Raw genomic sequence first — 22,526 nt, forward strand, 5'->3', positions numbered from 1 at the left:
TGGCCGATCTGCTGTGCGACGGCGACGTCGCGGGCACCGCTCCCGGCGGGGAGCCGGCGGTCTCGACGTTCGTGCCCGGGGTGCGCGCCGAGGTGCGGCTGACCCTGGCGGCGAGCACCGCCGCCGGACTCGACGAGGCGCCCGCGGTGCTCGACGGCTACGGCCCGATTCCCGCGGGTGCGGCCCGCGAGCTGGCCGGAGTCGCCGTCTCGTTCACCCGTGTCCTCACCGATCCGCAGACCGGGGCGGCGGTGTCGGTCGGACGCACCCACCGGGTGCCTCCGCCGCAGATGCGCCTCGCGCTACAGCTGCGGGACCAGACCTGCCGCTTCCCCGGCTGCACCCGGGTCGCGGCCAGGACGGAGGCGGACCACACGATCGAGTGGCGCCACGGCGGCGAGACCGCGCTCGAGAACCTCGCCTCGCTCTGCGTCGCCCACCACCACGTCCGCCACGGCGACCGCTGGACCTACGTCCTCCACCCCGACGGCACCGCCGACTGGACCACCCCCACCGGACGCCGCATCACCACCCGACCACCCGCCCTCGTCGAGCCGTCCCCGCAGCGATCCCCGCGATTCGAGGAGTCGCCACTGCCGTTCTGACGGGGACAGCGGATGGCCGACCTGCCCGCTCCCTGCGGCGGGCGAGATCCCGCCGCACGCCGGGCCGCTCCCCGTCCGCTCCCTGGCGCCCGAACAGCAGGCGTGTGCCGGTGACGCGCGCTCTCCGCCGGTCAGCCCCACCGGTAAGCCCCGTCGGTCAGCCCCGCCGGTCCGAGGTCCGGGCCTTCAGCGAGCCCCGATCCTCAGGACGACTGCGCCGCCCGATCCGACTCCTCCACGATCGCGCGCATGGCGGCCTCCGCGGCGACTCCGTCCCCCTCCGCGACGGCGATCGCGACGGCGCGGTGCAGCCGAACGGCCTCGCTGTCCGCCTCGTGCGGCATCAGAGCGTGGCGGGTGCGCCCGGAGAGCACCTCGGCCACCAGATCGGCGAGCTGCGCGAGCATCCGATTGCCGGACGCCGCCAGGAGCGTCCGGTGGAAGGCGGTGTCCGCGGCGAGGTAGTCGTGCCCGTCGGCCGAGCCCGCGTGCACGGACATCGTGCGCACGGCCTCCGTCAGGGTCTCCCGCTGCGCGGACGTCGCGTTGACGGCCGCGAGCCGTGCGGCCAGCGGCTCCACGCCCAGGCGGAGCTGGCTCAGCTGGTGCAGCTGCCGCTGGCGGTCGGGTCCGTCCAGGGTCCAGGCGATCACGCGCGGATCCAGCGCGTTCCACGACTCCGCGGGCTCCACCCGCGTTCCCGAGCGGCGGCGAGAGGTGACCAGTCCGAGCGACTCCAGCACCCGGACGGCCTCGCGCATCACCGACCGGGACACCCCGCGGCGCTCCGCCCGCTCGTCGGCACTGAACGCCGTTCCCGGCGCCAGCTCGCCGCGCACGATCTGCGAGCCGAGCTCGTCGAGCACCGCGTGGTGCAGGGAGGTCGGCGTCGCGGTCATGGGGACATCCTTCCAAGATCCGCTCGCCGCCGCGTCGATCACCGGACACGACGGCCGAGCATCCGGGTAATGTCGGACATAACGCCCCCGGGCGCCGTCCGACACCTCGGGCCGATCAAGGACGCTCATGACACCGACTCCCTCCTCAGCCGGCCTCCGCCGGACTCTCACGACGTCGACTCCGCGACGGCCGACGGTCCCGGTGAGCGGGCCCGCCCGGGCGTCCGACCCGCGCCTGATAGCAGGAGGCCTCTGATGTCGCAGCCGCTCACCGCGCCGGTCCGCGCGATCGTCGTCATGGGGGTGTCCGGCAGCGGGAAGTCCACCGTCGCGGCCCTGCTCGCCGGATTCCTGCACTGGAGCTTCCTCGAGGGCGACGATCTGCATCCGCGCTCCAACGTCGAGAAGATGGCGGCCGGAACACCCCTGACCGACGTCGACCGGGGGCCGTGGCTGGCCGAGATCGCCCGAGAGGTGGACGAGCGGATCGGCACCGGCCGCCCCGTCGTCGTCACCTGCTCGGCCCTGCGCCGCAGCTACCGCGATATCCTCCGCCGCGACGACCTGGTGTTCGTGCACCTCGCCGGGTCGAAGGAGGTCGTCGCCGATCGTCTGGCCTCACGGCTGGACCACTTCATGCCCGCGGCACTCCTGGACTCGCAGTTCGGCCTGCTCGAGCCGCTCGGCGACGACGAGCGCCACATCGCGGTCGACGTCGGCAGGGCCCCGGAGGAGGAGATCGCGGAGATCGTCGAGCGGCTGGGTCTGGGCTGACCCGGCGCCCCGGCTCGCCCGATCCGCTCCGTTCCGGGCGGCCTGTCCGCTCCGGGCCGGCCCTGGAGCGAGTTCCGCTTGCACCCGTGTCCGCATCAGGGCACTGTCGTCCCAGGGCCCGCCGAGCACTGGAGACCGATGGACGACGAGAATCTGCTCGCAGCGCTGCACCGCGGCCGCCCGGGCACTCTGGCCGAGGCGGCCGAGCTCACGCACCTCGATCCGTCCGAGGTGGCGGCGGGGGCCGAGCGGCTCCGCGGCCGGGGGCTGCTGGCGGGCGAGGGCGAGCTGCTCTCCTACGTCCCGCCGGCCGAGTGGGCCGGCTCGCGCATCGCGCAGCACACCGAAGCGGCCCGCCGCGCCACCCGGGAGTCCACCGACGGCATCGAGGGCATCGTGGCGGAGCTGCAGGGCCTGCTCGGAGCCTGGTCGGTCGGCGAGGTGTCCGGCGACCTCGTGCCCACCCTCCTGCGCCACGGACCCCACGCCTCCGAGGACCTCTGGTTCGATCTCGTCCGCCGCGACTCCGGCACCCTCATCGCGGTCCTGCCGGATGTCGAGCGGTTCCTCGATCCGCCGACCGAGCGGGCCCTGCGCTTCGGGCGCGCGCTGGCCGCCAAGGACCGCGTGCGCGTCATCATCCCGTCCGAGGGGATCCGCGACCCGCGGGTGCTCGCCCGGATCGAGGCGTACCAGCAGGCGGGCGTGGAGTACCGGCTGCTCGAGACCCCGCCCAGCTGGTTCTGGGTCGACGGGGAGTACCTGGCGGTGCCGTTCGAGTGGGGCGAGACCCGCCCGACGAGCGTGCTGGGCCTGCGGCATCCCGCCCTCGCCGGACTGGTCGGCTCGTACTTCGAGGAGCTCTGGCGCCAGGCCGTCCCGGTCGACGCCGTCGAGGAGCACTGGACCCCGCTCCTGCGCCTCATGCGCACGGGCATCACCCTCGAGACCGCGTCCTACCGGCTCGGCATCAACCCGCGCACCGGTCGCCGTCGGGTCGCCGCCGCCATGGAGCACCACGGGGTCTCCACCCTGTTCGCGCTCGGGGCGGCGTGGGCGGTCGACTACCGCTCAGCGGGGGCCGAGCCCGGCACGTGATGCGGTGCGCGGCCGCTCCTCGTGGGCGGGCACGGCGGCCCGCGCCCGCGTCCGTTTGTAGGATCGGGTCATGGCCAGGGGGACGCGCTCGCACCGCACGCAGGCCCACCTCCTGGAGCACCCCTGGGCGCTGTCGCTCGTCAGCGCCGTCTTCGTGCTCGCGATCGTGGTCCTGGCGGCCGACGCGGGCTGGGACCTCCGGGCCGACATCGGCGGCTCGCGCCGCCACGCCCCGCTGTGGTTCGTGCTCCTGCTCGGTCTGCCGCTGTTCGGCGCCGGAGTGGTGCTGGGAGTCGTGCGGCAGGTCCGGCTCCTGATCCACCGGTCCGGAGCGCCGGCCGGCCCGCGGGCCGACGGGGCGCCGAGCGACGATCCACGACGGCTCCGCAGCGAGGGACCGGGGTGGCCGACCCGGCGCGGCGAGGCCGGGGACGACGACCCCCCGAGCGCCGCATGAGCGACGGGCCCGCCGGTGCGTCGACCCCGGTCGCCGTGGCCGTGCTGCGGATCTCCACGGCCCTCGTCGTCCTCGCGGTCCTCGGCTACGCCTACGGCCTCCGCCTCGCCGCCGGCGACGGCAACCCGTTCGACTACTTCGGCTACTTCACCAACCAGACGAGCGCCCTCCTCGCCGTCGTGCTCCTCGCGTCCGGCGCGACCGCGATCGCCGGGCTCCGCTCGTCGCCGGCGTTCGATCTCGTCCGGGGCATCGCGACGGCGTCGCTGATCGTGGTCGGCGCGATCTACAACACCCTCGTCCCGGGCACCGGCTCCGCACCGCCTTGGGTCAGCGTGCTCCTGCACGTCGTGCTCCCGCTGCTCGCGGTCCTCGACTGGGCGCTGGTCCCCGACCGCCGCCGGCTGCGCTGGTCCGCCCTGCCCGTTGTCCTGGTCCACCCGCTCGTGTGGCTCGTCGTCGTCCTGATCCGCGGACGCACCGATGGCTGGGTCCCCTACGGCTTCCTGCTGCCCGCGAACGGCACGCCGTCCCTGGTCCTCCACGTCGTCGGCCTCTCCGCCGCCGTGCTCGCAGCGGGAGCGGCGGTGTGGGCGCTCAGCCGCCGTGCCTCGCGCCCAGCAGCTCGTCCACGCGGGTGACGGGCAGCCCGAACGCCTCCGCGACCGCCGCGTTCACCACGTGCCCCTCGTGCGTGCTGAGGCCCTTCGCGAGGGACGGGTCGGCCGTCAGCGCCGCTTCCCACCCGCGGTCGGCCAGAGCCACGACGTAGGGGAGCGTCGCGTTCGTGAGGGCGCGCGTCGAGGTCTCGGGAACGGCGCCGGGCATGTTCGCCACGCAGTAGTAGACGCTGTCGTGCACCGCGAAGACGGGGTCGTCGTGCGTGGTCGGCCGCGAGCCCTCGAAGCAGCCGCCCTGGTCGATCGCGATGTCGACGAGCACGGACCCCGCCTTCATGGCAGCGACCATCTCGTCCGTCACGAGCTTCGGAGCGCGCGCCCCCGGGATCAGGACGGAGCCGACGACCAGATCCGCCCCCGCGACCTGGTCGGCGATCTCGTAGGCCGACGACGTCCGGGTCTGCACGGCGCCGCCGAACCGGTTCTCGAGCTCGCGGAGGCGGGGGAGCGACAGGTCGACGACGGTGACGTCCGCGCCCATCCCGAGGGCGTTGGCCGCGGCGTGCTCTCCGGCGACTCCTCCGCCGATCACCACGACCTTCGCCTTCGGCGTGCCGGGCACTCCGCCGAGGAGGGTGCCGCGGCCGCCGGTCGGGCTCATCAAGTGGTAGGCCCCGACGGTGATCGAGAGGCGCCCTGCGACCTCGCTCATCGGCGAGAGCAGCGGCAGCCGGCGGTCGGGCAGCTGCACCGTCTCGTAGGCGATCGCGGTGGTGCCGGAGGCGAGCAGCGCGTCGGTGCAGTCGCGCGACGCCGCCAGGTGGAGGTAGGTGAAGAGCACCTGACCCGCGCGCATCCGCGGGTACTCCGCCTCGATCGGCTCCTTGACCTTCAGGATCAGGTCCGCCTCGCCCCAGACCTCGTCGGCGTCCGCGGCGAGCCGGGCTCCGGCGGCGGTGAAGTCCTCGTCGCCGAGGTGCGAGCCCAGGCCCGCGCCCGACTGCACGAGCACGTCGTGCCCGCGCCGGACGAGCTCGTGGACGCCGGCGGGCGTCGCGGCGACGCGGCTCTCGTTGTTCTTGATCTCGCTGGGGATCCCGATGCGCATGACGGCTCCTCGACTCGCAGGCGCCCGAGGTGCGGCGCCCGACGCTGGGCGGTGGACGCCGATCCTGCGCCGACGTCGGTCCTATCGTGCGAAGATCGTGTTCCGAACAGATGACGTTCCGCAGGATCATCGAAGATCACCGTCAGATCCGCAGGATCAGCGGTCCGAGGGGGAGTGGAGCCGATGCGACCGAAGGATCTGCACGACCTCGGCGACCTCGACCCCGTCGATCGCACGCTCGTCCGGCTGCTGCGCACGGACGCCCGGACGCCCAACAGCCGGCTCGCCGAGCAGGCGGGCATCGCCGCGTCCACGTGCGTCGCGCGGGTGCGCTCCCTCGTCGACCGCGGCATCATCACGGGCTTCACCGCCGAGCTCGACCCGGCCGCGCTCGGGCTCACGCTGCAGGCCCTGATCAGCGTGAGCATCCGCGTCGGCCAGCGTCAGGCGATCACGCGGTTCGCCGACGAGATCCGGGCGCTGCCCGAGGTCGTCCAGCTGTTCTTCCTCGGCGGCTCCGAGGACTTCATCATCCACGTCGCGGTCCGCGACTCGAACGACGTGCGCGACTTCGTGGTGTCGAACCTGTCGGCGCACCCGGCGGTGGCGTCGACCCGCACGAGCATCGTCTTCGACCACCACCGCAAAGGCCCGGCGGTCCCGGAGTAGCGGGTCAGTGCGCTCCGGGGTTCATCTCGCCGTCGCTGCGCTCGTCCAGCCCGGGGATCCGCTTGACGAGCCCGGGGATGCTCTCCTCCGGGATCTCGATGCGGGTGTCGCGCAGCCGCTGGCGCAGCAGCGCCTCCGGGTCCTCGTCGGGTCGCAGCTGGAGGTCTCCGGCGACCTGGAGCAGGATCCCCTGCACCTTCTCGTCCTCGACCGCGTCGTCGCTGCCGTGCTGGATCGGGTGGTCCTGGGATGCGTTCGTCATGCCTCCATGCTTCCACCCCGCGCGGCGCACGGCGAGCACGTGCGGACGCCCGCGCGGCAGGATGGAGTCATGCCGTTCACCCGCGCCGAGCTCGCCTCGTTCCGCGACCGCACCGTCGAGGACCTGCTGGGGCCCCGCGTCCGGCTCCTGTTCGTCGGCATCAACCCCGGACTTCGGACGGCCGCCACGGGGGCGCACTTCGCCCATCCCGGCAACCGCTTCTACCCGGCGCTGCTCGCGGCCGGGATCCTCGAGCGGCCGATGCGCGTGTCGGAGGGGATGAGCGACGACGACCGGCGCCTCCTGATCGAGCGCGGCATCGGCATCACCAATCTCGCTCCTCGCGCCACCGCCCGCGCCGACGAGCTGACCGCCGACGAGCTCCGCGCGGGAGCTTACCGCCTCGTCGCCACGGTCGAGCGCGTCCGCCCGTCGGTCGTCGCGATGGTCGGCATCACCGCCTTCCGCGCGGCGTTCGGCCGCCGCGCCGCGGAGCAGGGCCGTCAGGAGGAGGGCATCGCCGGGGTCCCGCTCTGGGTGCTCCCCAACCCGAGCGGTCTGAACGCCCACGACACGACGGCCACGCTCGGCCGCGCGTACCGCGAGCCGGCGGTCGCCGCCGGGATCGTGCCGCCGGAGGCCGACGAGGCCGATATCGTCCTGAACAGCACCGACGAGGAATAGCCCGCGTCGCCGGGAGGTTGCAGAAGTCCATGAGTACGCATGAAGTCACGTTCGGAGTCGACACGTTCGGCGACGTCACCCGCGGCGCCGACGGCGCCCTGCTCCCGCACGGCCAGGTGCTGCGCGACGTCGTCGAGGAGGGCGTCCACGCGGATGCCGTCGGCATCGACTTCTTCGGCATCGGCGAGCACCACCGCGCCGACTTCGCGGTCAGCGCGCCCGACGTGGTCCTCGCCGCGATCGCGGGCCGGACCGAGCGCATCCACCTCGGCTCCGCGGTCACGGTCCTCTCCTCCGACGACCCGGTGCGGGTCTACCAGCGCTTCGCGACGCTCGACGGCCTCTCCGGCGGCCGTGCCGAGGTCATCCTCGGCCGCGGCTCCTTCACCGAGTCGTTCCCGCTCTTCGGTCTCGACCTGTCGCAGTACGAGCTGCTCTTCGAGGAGAAGCTGGAGCTGTTCCACGCGCTCGTCGAGGGCGGTCCGGTCACCTGGGAGGGGCGCACCCGCGCCGCGCTGACCCAGCAGAGCGTCTACCCGTCCGTCGAGAGCGGGCGGCGCCTGCGCACCTGGATCGGCGTCGGCGGCAGCCCGGAGTCCGTGGTGCGCGCGGCGCGCTTCGGCTTCCCGCTCGTGCTCGCGATCATCGGCGGCTCGCCCGCGCGGTTCCGCCCCTACGTCGACCTGTTCGGCCGTGCGCTCGACCAGCTCGAGCAGCCCCGGCTCCCGGTCGCCGTGCACTCGCCGGGCTTCGTCGCCGACACCGACGAGGAGGCGCGCGAGCTCTACTTCCCGCACTACAAGGGCATGGCCGACGCCATCGGCCGCGAGCGCGGCTGGTCCCCGCTCACCCCCGAGCGCTTCGCGGAGGAGGCGGGCCCCGACGGCGCCCTGCACGTGGGATCGCCCGAGACCGTGGCCCGCAAGATCGCGAACACGATCGGCGCCCTGGGCATCGACCGCTTCGACCTCAAGTACAGCGCGGGCACCCTCCCGCACGCGGCGATCATGCACAACCTCGAGCTCTACGGGACGCGCGTGATCCCGATGGTGCGCGAGATGCTCGCCGAGGGCTGAGCCGCCGCTCCCGGCCCGTTCAGAGCGGGCGCAGTGCGGGCTCCCATCGGGCACCCGGCCCCCGCCGATATGCTCGAGGACCCGGTGCCCGCACCGCCCCCGACCCCTCCGGAAGACCATGCCCGACAGCCACGCCGCCCGCACGCCCTACGAGGTCCTCGGCGTCCCCGCCACCGCGTCCGACGACGAGCTGAGAAAGGCGTACCGCCGCCTGCTCCGCGAGACCCACCCCGACACGGGCGGGGACGCCGCCTCCTTCCACGCCGTCCAGCTCGCCTGGGAGCGGATCGGCAGCGCCTCCGCGCGGAGCGACTACGACCGCGGTGCTCCCGCTCCGGGTGCGCAGTCGCCGCAATCGCCCTACACCGGCTCGCCCCGCCCGCAGACGGCCTCTGCCGTCCGGGCCCGCTCCTACGGCCACCCGGGCGGAGCAGCGCGCGAGTACTACCTGCGCCTCGTGCGCGAGTGGCTCGGCCGCGGCGTCGACGTCGACGATCCGTTCGACCCCGCGATCGTCCGCTCGGCCCCGCGCGAGGTGCGCAGCTGGCTGGCGAAGGCGCAGGCCGAGGAGGCCACCGCGTCCCTCGTCGCCTCGCTCGGCATCGCGTACACGGTCTGGAACGACGTCGCCGTGGGCGACGGCGGGCTGAAGGTCGACCACGTCGTCCTCGGACCGTCGGGCCTGCTCGCGCTCACCTCGGCAGACTGGGGCGACCCCGTCCGCCTGCGCAAGGGCGAGCTCGAGGGCCCGGGCATCCGGGAGGACGAGAAGCCGATCACGTCGCTGTCCAAGGCGGCGCGGCGCCTCGGCCGCGAGCTCGGCGTCCGCTTCTCGGCGAGCGTGGTGGTGGTGCCGGACGACGGGCTCGAGCAGCCCTACGAGCAGGTCGAGCGGGGCCGCCACCAGGGCGCCGTGGTCATCCGGCGCTCGCTCCTGCCGCAGCTGCTGCGCTCGGGCACGGACGATCGGCTCGGCGGCTACGGCGAGTCGTTCGAGGTCCGCACCCGCGTGCAGAACCGCGTCCGCTTCGTCTGACGCCGCGCTAGCCGCCTCCGCCGAGCCGTGCAAGGGGTTAGCACGCGCCGGGGTGTCCGCGCACGATGGGACGGTGCCCGCGGGCACGCCCCACGAGCGGAACGAGGAGCGACCATGGTGCGATTCGGATACACCCTGATGACGGAGCAGAGCGGACCCAAGCAACTGGTCGGCTACGCGGTCGACGCCGAGCGGCACGGCTTCGAGTTCGCGGTCTCGAGCGACCACTACTCGCCGTGGCTGACCGAGCAGGGTCACGCCTCCTACGCCTGGACGATGCTCGGCGCGGTGGCGCAGGCCACCTCGACCATCGATCTCACGACCTACGTCACCGCCCCCACGATCCGCTACCACCCCGCGGTCGTCGCGCAGAAGGCGGCGACGCTCGCGATCCTCTCGGACGACCGCTTCACCCTGGGCCTGGGCTCGGGGGAGAACCTCAACGAGCACGTGGTCGGCGAGGGGTGGCCCGCGGTCTCGGTCCGCCAGGACATGCTCGAGGAGGCGGTGCACATCATCCGCGCGCTGCACACCGGCGAGCTGGTCACCTGGGAGGGCGAGTACTTCCGCGTCGACTCGGCGCGCATCTGGGATCTGCCCGACGAGCCCGTCGAGATCGGCCTCGCCGTGTCGGGCGAGAAGTCGATCGAGCGCTTCGCCCCGCTGGGCGACCACCTCATCACCACGGAGCCCGACGCCGAACTGATCTCGCAGTGGACCGCGGTCCGCGGAGCGGACGCCGCGCCCTCGCGCACCATCGGCCAGATCCCGATCTGCTGGGCTCCCGACAAGGAGCAGGGCATCGCCCTCGCACACGGGCAGTTCCGCTGGTTCGCCGGCGGCTGGTCCGTGAACGCCGATCTGCCCACCCCGGCGGGCTTCTCCGGAGCGTCGAAGTTCGTCCGTCCCGAGGACGTCGCCGAGCAGATCGCCTGCGGCCCCGATCTCGACGAGCTGGCCGAGAGCTTCGTCCCCTACATCGAGGCGGGCTTCACCGACATCGCCCTGGTGCAGGTCGGGGACGAGCTCCAGCAGCGCTTCCTCGACGAGGCGGCCGATGGCCTCCTCGAGCGGCTGCGGGCCCTCGCGCCGTGACCCTCAGAAGCCGCGCAGGCGTTCGATCTCGCGGCGGTCGCGCTTCGTCGGCCGCCCGGCACCCCGGTCGCGCTCGATGATCGCGGGCGCCGACTCGCGCGGCGGGGGCGGCGGAGTGAGATCCTCCGCGCACTCCGCGGCGATCGGCGCGCCGACGCGCTTCACGATCAGGCCGCGCACGATCAGCCGCCGGTCGAACCCGGCGATGCGCGCGCGGACCTCGTCGCCGACCTTCACGGTCTGCGCCGCCTTCGCGCGCTCGCCGTTCACGCGGATGTGGCCGGCGCGCGCCGCCGAGGTCGCGGCCGAGCGCGTCTTGTACACGCGGACCGCCCACAGCCAGGCGTCCACGCGCACGGCGCCGGTGACCGGGATCTGCATCCCACCAGTCTACGAACCCGAGCACGACGCGGTCCTCCCGGACCGCCCGACAAGGAGAACCTCATGAGCACCGACGGCATCAACACCGGATCGAACCCCAACGGCAGCACCTACACCGGCCAGGAGAACGCTCCCGTCGCGGAGGGCACCGCGACGAGCACCGCGGCCGGCACGTCGGCCGACGTGGGGATGAGCACGACGAGCGCCCGCTCCTCCGAGGGCGGCACCGGCGTCCCCACCCGTGGTGCACCGCCGCACAGCGGTCTGCCGTCCGAGCTGCGCGACACGCCCTTCGAGCACGCCGGAGGCACCTTCTCCCTCGTCCCGTCGGGCCACGAGGAGTGGCAGGTCCGCCACCCCGACGGTCGCGCGGTCGGCAAGCTGGCCGTCATCTCGCACTCCGGCGAGGAGTCGGAGGCCGTGTTCGTCTCCAGCCGACTCGGCTCCGAGGACGCCGTCGCCGAGGGCACCGACTGGCGCGGCCTGGTCTCAGCCGTCATCAACGACGAGGCCGCGGATCAGCGCGAGGGCGTCGATCTCGATCCGGCCGCCGTCCGCGTGCGCGGCGGCATGATCAGCCGCACGACGACGGACGTCACCGACCTCTCCTGAGCGTCCTGAGCACTCGGCCCCGGATCGATCTCGACGTCAGCGGGCGAGCAGCGCCGCGTTGATCCGGGCCGACAGGGCCTGGTCGACGCGGCGCTCCCGTCCGTCGACGGCGCGGATCGGGGCGGCGTTGCGCGCGCTCGAGACCAGCCACGCGGCGTCAGCGGCCTCCAGGTCCTCCCCGCGCAGAGCGCGGACGGCGCCGTCCAGCCCGAGTCCCGGGGCCAGCGCGAAGAGGTCCGCCTGCGTCGTCCCGGGCAGGAGCCCGAGGCTCGGCGGCGGAGTCAGCAGAACGCCGTCCGAGAGCAGCACGAGGTTCGACGTCGGACCCTCCAGCAGATAGCCGTCGCTCGAGACGAACAGGGCGTCGTCGGCTCCGCGGCGCGCCGCCTCCCGGGCGGCCGCGCGGTTCACCGCGTACGACAGCGTCTTCGCCCCGGCGAGCAGCCACGGCGACGTCTCGCGCACGTCGGAGCGGAGGCCGCGGTCCAGCAGCACGATGCGCACCCCGTCCCGCCTCGCGGAGGTGAAGTCCGGGCTCGTCTGCACGAAGACGACGCCCGTGGGCCGCCCGGTGCCCTCGAGGCCGCGAGTCAGGATCGTCTTCACCATCGCCTCCGGCACCGGGGGGTGCGCGGCGACCGCGGTCCCGATCGCGAGGAGCCACGCCTCGCGGTCCGGCGCGGGCAGCTCCAGCATCCGCGCCGAGCTCGCGAAGCGGTCGAGGTGGGCGTCGAGCGCCTGCAGCCGGCCGTCGACCAGGTTGATCGTCTCGAAGACGCCGTCGCCCCGGGTGAAGCCCAGGTCGGTGACGTCGATGCCGCCCACTCCGCTCGGGTCCACGACGACGGAGGACGGGAGCCCGCGGGCCGGCGCCTCGGCGGACGGGCGATCGAGCAGGACGAGGGTCTCAGCAGGCATGGGCGGTGCGGTCCTTCCGGGCGGAGCGGCGGGTGGCGGGGCGGGGCAGGAGCACGATCACGAGCAGGGCGCCCAGGAGCGACCCGAGCCCGTTCGACACGAGATCGCGGACGTCCGCGACGCGCGACGGCAGCCAGAGCAGCTGGATCGTCTCGACGAGCACCGAGACGCCGAGCCCCATCAGCGCGGCGAGGAGGCGACGGCGAGGGGGGAGCTGCGCGGCGAGCAGGGCGCCCAGCGGCACGAGCATCAGCACGTTGGCGGTGAACTCGGCGACGTCGTAGTCGAACCACGCGGTCAGCGGAGTGGACCCGAGGAACGCGATGATCGAGCGCACGAGCTCCGACGGCTCACCGGCCGGGTACGGGGCCGGCGTCAGCGTGATCAGCGCGATCACGCCGATCCAGAGCACGGTCGCGAGACGGAGGACTCCCGAGCGGCGCATCGTCCGATTCTGCCAGTCACGCGGCGTCCCGCCGTCCGGCTCGCCCGGCGCGGTGTGCCAGGCTGGAGGGCATGACCGGCAACGACAGCGGCGGCGACGCCGCCCTTCCGCGCCACCCCTTCGACGCGTCGCTCGGCGACGGCTGGGTCGAGATCGGGGACGGGCGCCGGTTCTGGGGCCGCTTCGGCGCCGCCGGACTGCTGCTGCGCGATCCCGACGGCCGGATCCTCCTGCAGCACCGCGTCGCGTGGAGCCACTTCGGCGGCACGTGGGGTCTGCCCGGAGGCGCTCGGCACCCGGAGGAGAGCGCGTTCGAGGCGGCACTGCGCGAGTCGGCCGAGGAGGCGGGCGTCCCGGTCGGGATCGTCGTGCCCGACGCCGCGAGCGTCGTGACCATCGGTCCGTGGAGCTACACGACGGTCCTCGCGCACGCGCTCGAGCACTTCGAGCCCGTGATCACCGACGCCGAGAGCACCGAGCTGCGCTGGGTCGCTCCGGACGACGTGGACTCGCTCCCGCTCCACCCGGGCTTTGGCGCCTCCTGGAGCGGGCTCCGCGACCTCGGCGCCGCGCTCCCGGTGCTCGTCGTCGACGCCGCGAACGTCGTCGGCTCCCGGCCCGACGGATGGTGGCGCGACCGCGCCGGAGCGGCCGAGCGCCTCCTGCTCGGCCTCGCCCGGCTGAGCGCCGAGGGGCTGCCCGGGGCCGTGCTCGGCGTCGACGCCGACCGGGTCTGGCCGCTGATCGCGGTCGTGCTCGAGGGAGCCGCGCGGGACGCGGACACCGACACGGCCCTGGCCGCCGCCGTGCCGGGCCGCCTCCGCATCGAGTCGGCCGAGGGCTCCGGCGACGACGCGATCGTCGCCCTGGTCGCGGGTCTGCACGCCCCGGCCCGCGTCGTCACCGCCGACCGCGGGCTCGTATCCCGCATCGAGGAGCTGGGCGCGAGCGCCGTCGGGCCGCGCACGCTGCTCGACCGCCTCGCCGCGGAGGACCGGCCGGGCCACCGGGAATAGCCCGGCGCCGTCGGGGGTTGGATCCGGCATGGCTACGACTGCGATGACCCTCGACTCCCACGACGAGACCGTCTCCGACGGCATCGTCCTCATCGACTTCTGGGCGGCCTGGTGCGGCCCGTGCCGCCAGTTCGCCCCGGTCTTCGAGGCGTCGAGCGACAAGAACTCCGACATCGTCTTCGCGAAGGTCGACACGGAGGACCAGCAGCAGCTCGCCGCGAGCTACGGCATCTCCTCCATCCCGACCCTCGTCGTCTACCGCGACGGCATCCCGCTGATGGCGCAGCCCGGCGCCCTCCCCGCTCCCGCGCTCGACAACCTGATCGAGCAGGTCCGCGGCCTCGACATGGTCGAGGTGCGCCGCCAGTACGACGAGGCGAAGGCCGCTCAGGCGGCGGCCGGCCCCGAGCAGTTCGCCGACGGCGCCCAGATCTGATCCGGACGGATCCGATCGCGACAGCGGCCGGCTGATCCGAGCACGAACGACGGAACCCCCGCCGACCGGATGGTCGCGGGGGTTCCGTCGTTCGGCAGTGTCCGATCAGCCCGTGTTCTGCAGGCCGGCCGCGACGCCGTTGACGGCCAGCAGCAGCAGGCGCTGGTTCTGCTCGGTGCCCGATCCGCCCGGGTCCGTGCGCAGCGCGCGGAGGGCGCGCAGCTGCAGGAGCGACAGCGCGTTGACGTAGGGCGTGCGCAGGCGCACGGCGCGGCCCAGCACCCGGTGCCCGGTGAGCAGGCTCTCCTCGCCGGTGATCGAGAGCACCCAGCGACGAGTGCGCTCCATCTCGTCGAGCACCAGGCCCGCGAGGTCCTCCCGCGAGTCGAGGGCCAGGTAGCGGCGGGCGATGCCCTCGTCGGTCTTCGCGAGCGACATCTCGACGTTGTCGATCATCGTGGTGAACAGCGGCCACGACGAGTACGCCGAGCGCAGCAGCTCCAGGTCGCCGACCGCCTCGAGGGCGCTGCCGAGACCGAACCAGCCGGTGAGGTTCACCCGGGCCTGGGTCCAGGCGAACACCCACGGGATCGCCCGCAGGTCCTCGAGCGACTCGACCGAGAGGCCGCGTCGGGCGGGGCGCGAGCCCAGCGCGAGCAGTCCGACCTCCTCCTGCGGAGTGACCCGGGCGAACCACGGCGCGAAGCCGTCGGCCTTCACGAGCTCGAAGAAGCGCTTGCGCGACTCGCGGTCCATCGTCGCCGCGACGTCGCGGAAGCGGTCGGCCGCCTCGGCGTTGCGGTCGCCCACCGAGGGGGAGGAGGCGAGGAGCGTCGCCCCCGCCACCTGCTCGATGTGCCGCGTCGCGATGTCCGGGTTGCCGTAGCGCGCGAAGATCACCTCGCCCTGCTCGGTCAGCTTGAAGCGGCCGTCGACGGATCCCGGGGGCTGGGCCAGGACGGCGCGGTTGGCGGGTCCGCCGCCGCGGCCGAGCGCCCCTCCACGGCCGTGGAACAGCGTGAGCACGATGCCCTCGTCCTCGGCCCACTGCGCGATCCGCGCCTGGGCGTCGTAGAGCGCGAGGGTCGCCGAGACCGGTCCGACGTCCTTCGACGAGTCGGAGTAGCCGAGCATGACCTCGAGGCGGTTCCCGGTCTCGTCGAGGCGCTTGCGCACCTGCGGCAGCCGGATCATCTCGGCGAGGATGTCCGTCGACGCGTCCAGGTCGGCGAAGGTCTCGAAGAGCGGGACGGCGTCGATGACCGGGGGGTGCCCCTCCGTCGCCGCCTCGGCGAGTTCGAACACGGTCCGCAGGTCGTCCGAGGACTGCGTGAACGAGACGATGTAGCGCCGCGCGGCGTTCACGCCGAAGCGCTCCTGCACCGTGGCGATCGCGCGGAAGACGGCGAGCACCTCCTCGCTGCGCTCGTCGAGCTCCCCGCCGGCCTCGATGGCCGCGATCGTCTCGCGGTGCACCTTGGAGTGCTGGCGCACCTCGATCTCGGCGAGGTGGAAGCCGAAGGTCTCGACCTGCCAGATCATGTTCTGCAGGTCGCCGTACGCGGAGCGGGCGTCGCCGGCCGCCACGAGCGACTCCTGCAGCGTGCGCAGGTCGCTCATCAGCTCGGCGGCGGCGGAGTAGGCGAGCCGCCCGCCGGAGCGCGTCGCGGCGAGCCGCTCGGCCGCGAAGAGCAGCACGCGGCGGTGCGTCTCGTTGGGGGAGCGGTCGGCGATGTCGGCCGCGAGCTCGGGCGCCCGCTCGGTGCAGGCCGACCAGAGGGCGAGGACGGCCTCCGAGGGCGGCGTGGTCGCGGCGTCGAGGGTCAGAGCCCGGCCCACGCGGCGCGCGACCCGCTCGAGGCCCATCAGCACGTGCTCGGAGGCGATGCCGACGGCCTCCAGGGTCGTCTCGGCGGTCACGAACGGGTTCCCGTCGCGGTCGCCGCCGATCCAGGTGCCGAGCCGCACGAACGCGGGGGCGATCGGGGCGCGGGTGCCGGAGGCCTCGCCGAGGAGCGCGTCGTCGAGGCGGCGGTAGACGCGGGGGAGGACCGAGAAGAGCGACTCGTCGAAGACGCTCATGGCCGTGCGCACCTCGTCCAGCGGCGACGGCTTCGACTCGCGCAGCGGCGCGGTGCGCCACAGCGTGTCGACGTCGGCCAGCAGGCGGCGGCGGTTCTCGAGCAGCACCACGCCGCCCGTGCGCGGGTCGTCGCGCTGCTCGAGCAGCGCGCTGATGCGGCGGATGGTCGAGGCGACCGCGCGGCGGCGGGCCTCGGTGGGGTGCGCGGTGAGCACCGGGCGGAACTCGAGGCGGGAGAGGCGGTCGAAGGCCTCCTCCTCGCCGAGCTCGGCCGTGAGGGTGGCGATCGACGCGGTGATCGAGTCCTCCGGGGACTGCGCGCCGGCGTCGGCCTCGCGCTTGCGGAGCACGCGGACGCGGTGGAACTCCTCCGCCACGTTCACCAGGTGGAAGTAGCACGTGAAGGCGCGCGCCACCTCCTCGGCCCGCTCGGCCGAGAGCGAGGCGACGAACGCCTCCGCGTCGGCCAGGTCCTCGGGTCTCCCGCTGTCGTACGCGCTGATCGTCAGTGCGCGCAGGCGCTCCACGTCGGTGTACAGGGACGGGTCCCCGGACTCGCGGAGCACCTGGCCGAGGAGCTCGCCCAGGAGGTGGACGTCCGCACGGATGCGGTCGTCCAGGGGCGGCGCGACGGTGCCGTCGGCGGAGGAGGGGGCGGGTGCTGCGGTCGCGGCTGGCGCGTCGGAGATCGGAGGCACGTGAGAGACATTAGCGGCGGTGCGTCTCCGGGAGATGACGCCCCGGTCCCTTTTCGGAATGGAATGATCGGAGGTGTGACCGTGACACCCGCACCCTCAGCGCCCGCCGTCCAGACCGAGCAGGCCGCGCCCCACGTCGTCGTGCTCTTCGGAGCGGTCGGCGATCTGGCCCGGCGCAAGCTCATCCCCGGCATGGCGCACCTCGCGCTGTCCTCCCTCGCGCCGGACGTCCGGATCGTCGGGACCTCCCTCGAGGAGCACGACGACGAGTCGTTCCGCGCCTTCGCGAAGCTGGCGTACGACGAGTTCGGCAGCCGCTCGCTGACCCGCGCCCAGTGGGACGAGTTCGCCTCGAAGCTCTGCTACGTGCCGCAGTCGGCGGGTCCGGCCGCACTGGCCGAGGCCGTGAAGACCGCCGAGAAGGAGCTGGGCCCCGACGTGAGCCGGCTGCACTACCTCAGCGTGCCGCCCAAGGCCGCGCTGTCGGTCGTCCGGATGCTCGCCGAGGCCGGCCTCGTCGAGCGCTCCCGCATCATCATGGAGAAGCCCTTCGGCGTCGACCTCGAGAGCGCCGTCGTCCTCAACGCCGAGCTGCACGAGACGTTCGACGAGGAGCAGATCTTCCGGATCGACCACTTCCTGGGCAAGGAGCCGGCGCAGAACATCCTCGCCTTCCGCTTCGCCAACGGCCTCTTCGAGCCGATCTGGAACCGCAACTTCATCGACCACGTCCAGATCGACATCCCCGAGAAGCTGACGCTGGACCGCCGCGCCGAGTTCTACGAGTCGACCGGCGCCTACAAGGACATGGTCGTCACGCACCTCTTCCAGGTCCTCGCGTTCATGGCGATGGAGCCGCCGACGGCGCTCGAGCCGCAGGCCATCAGCGAGGAGAAGAACAAGGTCTTCCGCTCGATGCGCCCGCTGAACCCCGAGAACGTCGTGCGCGGCCAGTACATCGGCTACCGCGAGGAGCCTGGCGTGGCCCCCGACTCCGAGACCGACACCTTCGTCGCCCTCAAGTGCGAGATCGACAACTGGCGCTGGGCGGGAGTGCCGTTCTACCTCCGCACCGGCAAGCGCATGGCCGAGGGCCAGCGCATCATCTCGATCGCGTTCCGCGAGCCCCCGAAGAGCATGTTCCCGCAGGGCTCCGGAGTCGGCGCCCACGGGCCGGACCACCTAACGTTCGACCTCGCCGACGCCTCCAAGGTCTCGCTGTCGTTCTACGGCAAGCGCCCGGGACCCGGCATGCGCCTGGACAAGCTCAGCATGCAGTTCGCGCTGCAGGAGACCGACCGCGCGGGCGACGCCCTCGAGGCCTACGAGCGGCTGATCCTCGACGCCATGCGCGGCGACCACACCCTCTTCACGACCGCCGAGGGCATCGAGCGGCTGTGGGAGGTGTCGGCCCCCCTGCTCCAGGACCCGCCGCCCGTCCGCCTCTACGCGCCGGGCTCCTGGGGGCCGAACGCGATCCACCAGCTGATCGCGCCGCACGCCTGGCGCCTGCCGTTCGAGCGGGTCTGGCGCGACAAGCGCTGACCGCGCGCCGGGGGCCCGCCCGTAGGCTGGGCGCATGGCGCGCACGGGGGAGGACCGGATCTGGACGGTGCCGAACGTCCTGAGCATGGTCCGCCTCGCCCTGGTGCCGGTCTTCCTCGTCCTCGTGATCGAGGGGGAGGACGCGCTGGCGCTGCTCACCCTCGTGGTGTCGAGCCTCACCGACTACCTCGACGGCTGGATCGCGCGCCGCTTCGACCAGATGACGCGCCTCGGGCGGATCCTCGATCCGGCCGCCGACCGCCTCTACATCTTCGCGACCGTGCTCGGCCTGGCCTTCCGCGAGCTCGTGCCGTGGTGGCTGGTCGCAGTGCTCGTCGCCCGCGATCTGATGCTCGTCGTGCTCGCGGTGATCCTCGCGAACACGGGGTACGGTCCGCTGCCCGTGCACCACCTGGGCAAGTTCGCCACCTTCTGCCTGTTCTACGCGCTGCCGCTGATCATGCTGGGGCAGGCGTTCCCGGCCCTCGCGCCGGCCTCGCTGCCGATCGCGTGGGCCTTCGCGCTGTGGGGCGCGTTCCTGTACTGGTGGGCCGGCGTCGTCTACGCCGTGCAGACCGCCGGGCTCGTCCGGGGGGTGCGCGACGCGAAGTCCGGGTCCGGCGCCCGCCCGGATTCCGATACGCTGAACGGATAGGAGGTACGTCTTGGTCGAGCCCGTCCGTGGAGCATCATCCACCGAACCGCTGAAGTCCGAGTCCGTCGAGCCCTCGACGGACACGACGCTCACGTTCACCGACGACATCGGTGCGCAGCTCGCTGCGCTCGACAACCGCGCCTCCCGCGAGGAGGCCGAAGCGGTGCGCGCGCTGCCCTCGGGATCCGCACTGCTGGTGGTCCGCCGCGGTCCCAACACCGGGGCGCGCTTCCTCCTCGACACCGATTCGACCACGGTCGGCCGCCACCCCGACGCGGGCATCTTCCTCGACGACGTCACCGTCTCGCGCCGCCACGCGGAGTTCGTCCGTCGCGGCACCGGCTTCGAAGTCCGCGACCTCGGCTCGCTCAACGGCACCTACTTCGACGGCGTGCGCATCGAGTCCGCACTCCTCACCGACGGCTCCGAGGTGCAGGTCGGCAAGTTCCGGCTCACCTTCTACGCGTCCCGCGCCGACCTCGTCGCCGCTCCGGACGCGTAGACCGTGGGGCGATCCACCGCCCGGGCGCTCGCGTCCGGTCCGGCCGCTCTGCTGAGCATCGGGCAGGTCCTGTCCCGGCTGACGACCGAGTTCCCGGACGTCACCCCGTCCAAGCTGCGCTTCCTCGAGGAGCAGGGACTCGTGTCGCCCGCCCGCACCGAGTCCGGCTACCGCAAGTTCTCCTCGGCCGACGTCGAGCGCCTGCGCATGATCCTGGCGCTCCAGCGCGACCACTACCTCCCGCTGAAGGTCATCCGGGGCTACCTGGACGACGTCGACGCGGGCCGCGAGCCCGTGCTCCCGAGCGGAGTGGGCGGCGCCCCCGCCTCGCTCCTCGCTCCTGCCACGCGGCTCACCCGCGATCAGCTCGCGCAGGAGGCGGGCGCGAGCACCGCGCTCCTCCAGGAGGCGATCTCCGCCGGCCTCGTGCGCGGCGGCGAGTTCTACGGCGAGGAGGCCGTGACGACCCTCAAGGCCCTCGTCGAGCTCGGCCGCTCGGGCATCGAGCCGCGCCACCTCCGACCGCTGCGCGTCGCCGTGGAGCGCGAGATGTCGCTGATCGAGAGCGTCGTCGCCTCCAGTGCGCGCCGGGGCGACGCCTCCGGTTCCGCGGGAGCCGCCGAGAACGCGATGGGGCTCGCGGCACAGCTGGGCACCATCCGCCAGGCGATGGTCCGCAGCGCCCTCACGCGGATCTCGCGCTCCTGATCCGACCGTCGAGACGACACGCCGCGGCCCGGGAGCCGATGTCGTTTACTCGGCACCCCCGGGTGAGTACCGTAGGGAGCGCGTTCGGACGATCCGGCGTTTCGGATCCGGAAGGCCACGGGATGAGAGAAGTCAGCCGCGACGTCAGCGGCCAGCGCGACCTCGTCCTGTTCACCGACGGACTGCCCGATCTCGACGCGCACGCGGGCTACCGTGGCGCCGTCGCCGCACGTGCCGCGGGCATCACCTACCGCCAGCTCGACTACTGGGCGCGCACCGAGCTCGTCGAGCCCACGGTGCGAGGGGCCTCCGGCTCGGGCACGCAGCGCCTCTACGGATTCCGCGACATCCTCGTGCTCAAGCTCGTGAAGCGGCTCCTCGACACCGGCATCTCGCTCCAGCAGATCCGTACGGCCGTCAACCAGCTCCGCGAGTCCGGGGTCGACGACCTCGCGCAGACCACGCTGATGAGCGACGGGGCGAGCGTCTACCTCTGCACCTCCAACGACGAGGTCATCGACCTCCTCAGCCGCGGACAGGGCGTCTTCGGCATCGCCGTCGGCAAGGTGCTCCGCGAGGTCGAGTCCAGCCTCGTCGACCTCGGCGACCAGTCCGTCGATCCCTCGGACGAGCTCGCTCAGCGCCGCGCCTCCCGCAAGGTCGGCTGACCGCCGCTCCGAACACCTGCGCAGGCACCCGCCTGCCCCTGCTGATCGAGTAGCCCGAGCAGCGGGCGTATCGAGATCCACCAGCGCCAGCAGTCGCCATCGCCGCGCCGACCAGCCCGCCCGACGACGGCGCCGCAGCCGGAGCTGCGACGCCGTGATCGAGGAGGGAGGGGGAGCCCCTACTTCGCCGCCGGAACCTGCTCGCCGATGCGGCCCGTGCGGATGACCCGGTCGAGCAGCAGGTCGAAGTTGTGCGCCATCTCCTGCGCGCTCTCGCCGGGCCACACGTGCACCGGCTTCGCCGCGCCCTGCGCCTGCTGGAGCGACGTGCGCTCGGGCAGCTGAGGGCTGAGGACCAGGGGGCCGAACATGTCGCGCAGCTCCTTGATCCGGAACTGGTGCTCGAGCGACTGCACGCGGGCGCGGTTCACGATGATGCCGAGCGGCTGGAGCCGGGGGCTCAGGCCGCGCCGGATCTCCTCGATGGCGCGCAGAGCGCGGTCGGCCGCGGCCACCGAGAAGAGGCCGGGCTCGGTGACGACGGCGACGCGGTCGCTCGCCGCCCACGCGGTGCGCGTGAGGGCGTTGAGCGAGGGGGCGCAGTCGATGAGCACGAGGTCGTAGTCGGCCTCGACGCTCGCGAGCGCCTCCTCCAGCTTCCAGATGTCGCGGATGCTCGGGTGGGGTCCGTCGAAGTTGATCGCGGACGGACTGCCGATCAGCACGTCGATCGTGCCGTGGTGCTCCTTCGTCCAGCCCGAGGGGGCGATCGCCGAGCGGACGATCTTCTCCTTCGGCGACGTGAGCACGTCGGCGATGTTCAGATGACCGGCGACATTGATGTCCATCCCGGTGGAGACGTCGGACTGCGGGTCGAGGTCGACCACGAGCGTTCGCAGACCCTTGGAGAACGCGGCGGACGCGAGGCCGAGGGTCACCGTGGTCTTGCCGACGCCGCCCTTGAGGGAGCTCACGCTGAGTACATGCATGGCTGGTTACTTTACTTTCACCAAGGGGGGAGAACCTAACCGTTCCCTGCGCGCCGACCCGGTCGCAGGTCGTCCCGGCGCCTCCTAGCAGTCGGGACCAGCGCACTCCAAGGCCCGGCGCCTCGGAAGGGGGCGCCGGTACACTGACCGCAAGCGGAAGGAGGCTCGTTCGCATGGATGAGCGCAACGACGAACAGCCCGACACCGGCACCGGACCCGTTCCCCGCACCGCGCTCGACGCGGCGAGGGACTCGGCGCAGTACGTGCCGCGCGCCAGCGACACCGCACCGACGCGGATTCCGGACGGTGTCCGGCTGGATCCGCCCGCCCCTCCGCTGCGCCGCTCGACCGCTCCGGCGCCCGTCGACGACGACTCCGTCGACGTGGGGACCCTGGGCATCCCGTCCGCGCCCGCCTCCCGCTCCGCCGGGATCCTCCCGCCCGAGCCCGCTCCGACCGACCCGGGCGGAGCCGTCCGCCCCGTCTC

The 22,526-nt window shown here is 73.1% G+C and carries 27 protein-coding genes; 19 read left to right on the forward strand and 8 right to left on the reverse strand.

Going from position 1 to position 22,526, the window contains the following annotated elements; all coding sequences use genetic code 11:
* The coding region (locus NB037_RS13315; RefSeq protein ID WP_251946479.1) for an HNH endonuclease signature motif containing protein at window positions 1-605 on the forward strand (605 nt) is incomplete at its 5' end.
* A gap of 203 nt (window positions 606-808) precedes the next feature.
* On the opposite strand, the gene NB037_RS13320 is transcribed toward NB037_RS13315, so the two are convergent.
* A complete protein-coding gene (locus NB037_RS13320) occupies window positions 809-1,504 on the reverse strand; it encodes a FadR/GntR family transcriptional regulator (RefSeq protein ID WP_251946481.1) in 696 nt (231 codons plus the stop codon).
* Between the two features lie 255 nt (window positions 1,505-1,759).
* Between NB037_RS13320 and NB037_RS13325 the strand changes: the two genes are divergently transcribed.
* The 4 genes from NB037_RS13325 (at window position 1,760) to NB037_RS13340 (ending at window position 4,474) form a co-directional block, all read left to right on the forward strand.
* Window positions 1,760-2,278, forward strand: coding sequence for a gluconokinase (locus tag NB037_RS13325; protein ID WP_251946483.1), 519 nt, complete (start codon window positions 1,760-1,762; stop codon window positions 2,276-2,278).
* A 138-nt stretch (window positions 2,279-2,416) separates the two neighbouring features.
* On the forward strand, window positions 2,417-3,376 hold the full coding sequence (locus tag NB037_RS13330; protein WP_251946485.1) for a hypothetical protein: 960 nt from the start codon (window positions 2,417-2,419) through the stop codon (window positions 3,374-3,376).
* Between the two features lie 70 nt (window positions 3,377-3,446).
* Window positions 3,447-3,833, forward strand: coding sequence for a hypothetical protein (locus NB037_RS13335; protein WP_251946488.1), 387 nt, complete (start codon window positions 3,447-3,449; stop codon window positions 3,831-3,833).
* A complete protein-coding gene (locus tag NB037_RS13340) occupies window positions 3,830-4,474 on the forward strand; it encodes a Pr6Pr family membrane protein (RefSeq protein WP_251946490.1) in 645 nt (214 codons plus the stop codon). Before NB037_RS13335 ends, NB037_RS13340 begins: the two co-directional genes overlap by 4 nt.
* On the opposite strand, the gene ald is transcribed toward NB037_RS13340, so the two are convergent.
* The gene (ald, locus tag NB037_RS13345) at window positions 4,431-5,561 is read right to left on the reverse strand and encodes an alanine dehydrogenase (RefSeq protein ID WP_251946492.1); all 1,131 of its coding nucleotides are present in this window, start codon (window positions 5,559-5,561) and stop codon (window positions 4,431-4,433) included. The two genes, NB037_RS13340 and ald, sit on opposite strands and share 44 nt — an antisense overlap.
* A gap of 183 nt (window positions 5,562-5,744) precedes the next feature.
* Between ald and NB037_RS13350 the strand changes: the two genes are divergently transcribed.
* On the forward strand, window positions 5,745-6,230 hold the full coding sequence (locus NB037_RS13350) for an Lrp/AsnC family transcriptional regulator (RefSeq protein WP_251946494.1): 486 nt from the start codon (window positions 5,745-5,747) through the stop codon (window positions 6,228-6,230).
* 4 nt (window positions 6,231-6,234) lie between these two features.
* Here NB037_RS13350 and NB037_RS13355 read toward each other — a convergent pair whose 3' ends face one another.
* Window positions 6,235-6,492, reverse strand: coding sequence for a hypothetical protein (locus tag NB037_RS13355; protein WP_251946496.1), 258 nt, complete (start codon window positions 6,490-6,492; stop codon window positions 6,235-6,237).
* 69 nt (window positions 6,493-6,561) lie between these two features.
* On the opposite strand from NB037_RS13355, the gene NB037_RS13360 reads away from it, so the two are divergent.
* The 4 genes from NB037_RS13360 to NB037_RS13375 all read left to right on the forward strand — a co-directional run bounded on the left by NB037_RS13360 (window position 6,562) and on the right by NB037_RS13375 (window position 10,383).
* Complete coding sequence (locus NB037_RS13360; protein ID WP_251946498.1) at window positions 6,562-7,176, forward strand: mismatch-specific DNA-glycosylase; 615 nt, start codon at window positions 6,562-6,564, stop codon at window positions 7,174-7,176.
* A gap of 29 nt (window positions 7,177-7,205) precedes the next feature.
* Window positions 7,206-8,252, forward strand: a complete 1,047-nt coding sequence (locus tag NB037_RS13365) for an LLM class flavin-dependent oxidoreductase (RefSeq protein WP_251946500.1) — start codon at window positions 7,206-7,208, stop codon at window positions 8,250-8,252.
* 118 nt (window positions 8,253-8,370) lie between these two features.
* A complete protein-coding gene (locus NB037_RS13370; protein ID WP_251946501.1) occupies window positions 8,371-9,288 on the forward strand; it encodes a J domain-containing protein in 918 nt (305 codons plus the stop codon).
* 114 nt (window positions 9,289-9,402) lie between these two features.
* Window positions 9,403-10,383, forward strand: coding sequence for a TIGR03557 family F420-dependent LLM class oxidoreductase (locus NB037_RS13375; RefSeq protein WP_251946503.1), 981 nt, complete (start codon window positions 9,403-9,405; stop codon window positions 10,381-10,383).
* A gap of 3 nt (window positions 10,384-10,386) precedes the next feature.
* Here the strand turns inward: NB037_RS13375 and NB037_RS13380 are convergent, their stop codons facing one another.
* The gene (locus NB037_RS13380; RefSeq protein ID WP_055794888.1) at window positions 10,387-10,764 is read right to left on the reverse strand and encodes an RNA-binding S4 domain-containing protein; all 378 of its coding nucleotides are present in this window, start codon (window positions 10,762-10,764) and stop codon (window positions 10,387-10,389) included.
* 63 nt (window positions 10,765-10,827) lie between these two features.
* Between NB037_RS13380 and NB037_RS13385 the strand changes: the two genes are divergently transcribed.
* Complete coding sequence (locus tag NB037_RS13385) at window positions 10,828-11,376, forward strand: hypothetical protein (protein WP_251946505.1); 549 nt, start codon at window positions 10,828-10,830, stop codon at window positions 11,374-11,376.
* A 36-nt stretch (window positions 11,377-11,412) separates the two neighbouring features.
* Here NB037_RS13385 and NB037_RS13390 read toward each other — a convergent pair whose 3' ends face one another.
* Both NB037_RS13390 and NB037_RS13395 read right to left on the reverse strand, forming a co-directional pair.
* Window positions 11,413-12,294, reverse strand: coding sequence for an aminotransferase class IV (locus NB037_RS13390; RefSeq protein WP_251946507.1), 882 nt, complete (start codon window positions 12,292-12,294; stop codon window positions 11,413-11,415).
* Window positions 12,284-12,739 (reverse strand): VanZ family protein, encoded by a 456-nt coding sequence (locus tag NB037_RS13395; protein WP_251946509.1) that lies wholly within the window; start codon window positions 12,737-12,739, stop codon window positions 12,284-12,286. The genes NB037_RS13390 and NB037_RS13395 overlap by 11 nt, the downstream gene beginning before the upstream one ends.
* A gap of 71 nt (window positions 12,740-12,810) precedes the next feature.
* Here NB037_RS13395 and NB037_RS13400 point away from each other — a divergent pair, with 71 nt between their 5' ends.
* Together NB037_RS13400 and trxA are read left to right on the forward strand one after the other, a co-directional pair.
* Entirely contained in the window at window positions 12,811-13,755 is a 945-nt protein-coding gene (locus NB037_RS13400) for an NUDIX domain-containing protein (RefSeq protein WP_251946510.1), read from the forward strand.
* Between the two features lie 28 nt (window positions 13,756-13,783).
* Window positions 13,784-14,191 carry a thioredoxin gene (gene trxA, locus NB037_RS13405; protein ID WP_207406336.1) on the forward strand — a complete coding sequence of 136 codons (408 nt, stop codon included), beginning with the start codon at window positions 13,784-13,786 and terminating at the stop codon, window positions 14,189-14,191.
* Between the two features lie 105 nt (window positions 14,192-14,296).
* Here the strand turns inward: trxA and NB037_RS13410 are convergent, their stop codons facing one another.
* Window positions 14,297-16,894, reverse strand: a complete 2,598-nt coding sequence (locus tag NB037_RS13410; RefSeq protein WP_251946523.1) for a phosphoenolpyruvate carboxylase — start codon at window positions 16,892-16,894, stop codon at window positions 14,297-14,299.
* A 159-nt stretch (window positions 16,895-17,053) separates the two neighbouring features.
* Here NB037_RS13410 and zwf point away from each other — a divergent pair, with 159 nt between their 5' ends.
* From zwf to NB037_RS13435, 5 genes are all read left to right on the forward strand, one after another.
* Window positions 17,054-18,517 carry a glucose-6-phosphate dehydrogenase gene (gene zwf / locus NB037_RS13415; protein WP_251946512.1) on the forward strand — a complete coding sequence of 488 codons (1,464 nt, stop codon included), beginning with the start codon at window positions 17,054-17,056 and terminating at the stop codon, window positions 18,515-18,517.
* A 34-nt stretch (window positions 18,518-18,551) separates the two neighbouring features.
* Window positions 18,552-19,172: a CDP-alcohol phosphatidyltransferase family protein gene (locus NB037_RS13420; protein WP_251946514.1), complete on the forward strand. Its 621-nt coding sequence runs from the start codon at window positions 18,552-18,554 to the stop codon at window positions 19,170-19,172.
* 49 nt (window positions 19,173-19,221) lie between these two features.
* Window positions 19,222-19,674 (forward strand): FHA domain-containing protein, encoded by a 453-nt coding sequence (locus NB037_RS13425; protein ID WP_242683311.1) that lies wholly within the window; start codon window positions 19,222-19,224, stop codon window positions 19,672-19,674.
* A gap of 3 nt (window positions 19,675-19,677) precedes the next feature.
* Window positions 19,678-20,382 carry a transcriptional regulator FtsR gene (gene ftsR, locus NB037_RS13430; protein ID WP_251946516.1) on the forward strand — a complete coding sequence of 235 codons (705 nt, stop codon included), beginning with the start codon at window positions 19,678-19,680 and terminating at the stop codon, window positions 20,380-20,382.
* Between the two features lie 122 nt (window positions 20,383-20,504).
* Window positions 20,505-21,050 carry a MerR family transcriptional regulator gene (locus NB037_RS13435; RefSeq protein WP_251946519.1) on the forward strand — a complete coding sequence of 182 codons (546 nt, stop codon included), beginning with the start codon at window positions 20,505-20,507 and terminating at the stop codon, window positions 21,048-21,050.
* A gap of 179 nt (window positions 21,051-21,229) precedes the next feature.
* Here NB037_RS13435 and NB037_RS13440 read toward each other — a convergent pair whose 3' ends face one another.
* The gene (locus NB037_RS13440; protein ID WP_097166986.1) at window positions 21,230-22,039 is read right to left on the reverse strand and encodes a ParA family protein; all 810 of its coding nucleotides are present in this window, start codon (window positions 22,037-22,039) and stop codon (window positions 21,230-21,232) included.
* A gap of 173 nt (window positions 22,040-22,212) precedes the next feature.
* On the opposite strand from NB037_RS13440, the gene NB037_RS13445 reads away from it, so the two are divergent.
* On the forward strand, window positions 22,213-22,526 hold a 314-nt coding region (locus NB037_RS13445), incomplete at its 3' end, for a hypothetical protein (RefSeq protein ID WP_251946521.1).

It is taken from the genome of Rathayibacter rubneri (assembly GCF_023743255.1).
Lineage (GTDB): Bacteria > Actinomycetota > Actinomycetes > Actinomycetales > Microbacteriaceae > Rathayibacter > Rathayibacter rubneri.

Excerpts from the sequence above, each read along its gene's own strand:
- NB037_RS13385 (WP_251946505.1), top strand. The coding sequence starts at position 10,828 with ATGAGCACCGACGGCATCAACACCGGATCGAACCCCAACGGCAGCACC.
- NB037_RS13325 (WP_251946483.1), top strand. The coding sequence starts at position 1,760 with ATGTCGCAGCCGCTCACCGCGCCGGTCCGCGCGATCGTCGTCATGGGG.
- NB037_RS13375 (WP_251946503.1), top strand. The coding sequence starts at position 9,403 with ATGGTGCGATTCGGATACACCCTGATGACGGAGCAGAGCGGACCCAAG.
- NB037_RS13395 (WP_251946509.1), bottom strand. The coding sequence starts at position 12,739 with ATGCGCCGCTCGGGAGTCCTCCGTCTCGCGACCGTGCTCTGGATCGGC.
- NB037_RS13400 (WP_251946510.1), top strand. The coding sequence starts at position 12,811 with ATGACCGGCAACGACAGCGGCGGCGACGCCGCCCTTCCGCGCCACCCC.
- NB037_RS13440 (WP_097166986.1), bottom strand. The coding sequence starts at position 22,039 with ATGCATGTACTCAGCGTGAGCTCCCTCAAGGGCGGCGTCGGCAAGACC.
- NB037_RS13370 (WP_251946501.1), top strand. The coding sequence starts at position 8,371 with ATGCCCGACAGCCACGCCGCCCGCACGCCCTACGAGGTCCTCGGCGTC.
- NB037_RS13340 (WP_251946490.1), top strand. The coding sequence starts at position 3,830 with ATGAGCGACGGGCCCGCCGGTGCGTCGACCCCGGTCGCCGTGGCCGTG.
- NB037_RS13360 (WP_251946498.1), top strand. The coding sequence starts at position 6,562 with ATGCCGTTCACCCGCGCCGAGCTCGCCTCGTTCCGCGACCGCACCGTC.
- NB037_RS13330 (WP_251946485.1), top strand. The coding sequence starts at position 2,417 with ATGGACGACGAGAATCTGCTCGCAGCGCTGCACCGCGGCCGCCCGGGC.
- NB037_RS13350 (WP_251946494.1), top strand. The coding sequence starts at position 5,745 with ATGCGACCGAAGGATCTGCACGACCTCGGCGACCTCGACCCCGTCGAT.
- NB037_RS13365 (WP_251946500.1), top strand. The coding sequence starts at position 7,206 with ATGAGTACGCATGAAGTCACGTTCGGAGTCGACACGTTCGGCGACGTC.
- NB037_RS13355 (WP_251946496.1), bottom strand. The coding sequence starts at position 6,492 with ATGACGAACGCATCCCAGGACCACCCGATCCAGCACGGCAGCGACGAC.
- NB037_RS13335 (WP_251946488.1), top strand. The coding sequence starts at position 3,447 with ATGGCCAGGGGGACGCGCTCGCACCGCACGCAGGCCCACCTCCTGGAG.
- NB037_RS13435 (WP_251946519.1), top strand. The coding sequence starts at position 20,505 with ATGAGAGAAGTCAGCCGCGACGTCAGCGGCCAGCGCGACCTCGTCCTG.
- NB037_RS13320 (WP_251946481.1), bottom strand. The coding sequence starts at position 1,504 with ATGACCGCGACGCCGACCTCCCTGCACCACGCGGTGCTCGACGAGCTC.
- NB037_RS13390 (WP_251946507.1), bottom strand. The coding sequence starts at position 12,294 with ATGCCTGCTGAGACCCTCGTCCTGCTCGATCGCCCGTCCGCCGAGGCG.
- NB037_RS13420 (WP_251946514.1), top strand. The coding sequence starts at position 18,552 with ATGGCGCGCACGGGGGAGGACCGGATCTGGACGGTGCCGAACGTCCTG.
- ald (WP_251946492.1), bottom strand. The coding sequence starts at position 5,561 with ATGCGCATCGGGATCCCCAGCGAGATCAAGAACAACGAGAGCCGCGTC.
- NB037_RS13380 (WP_055794888.1), bottom strand. The coding sequence starts at position 10,764 with ATGCAGATCCCGGTCACCGGCGCCGTGCGCGTGGACGCCTGGCTGTGG.
- trxA (WP_207406336.1), top strand. The coding sequence starts at position 13,784 with ATGGCTACGACTGCGATGACCCTCGACTCCCACGACGAGACCGTCTCC.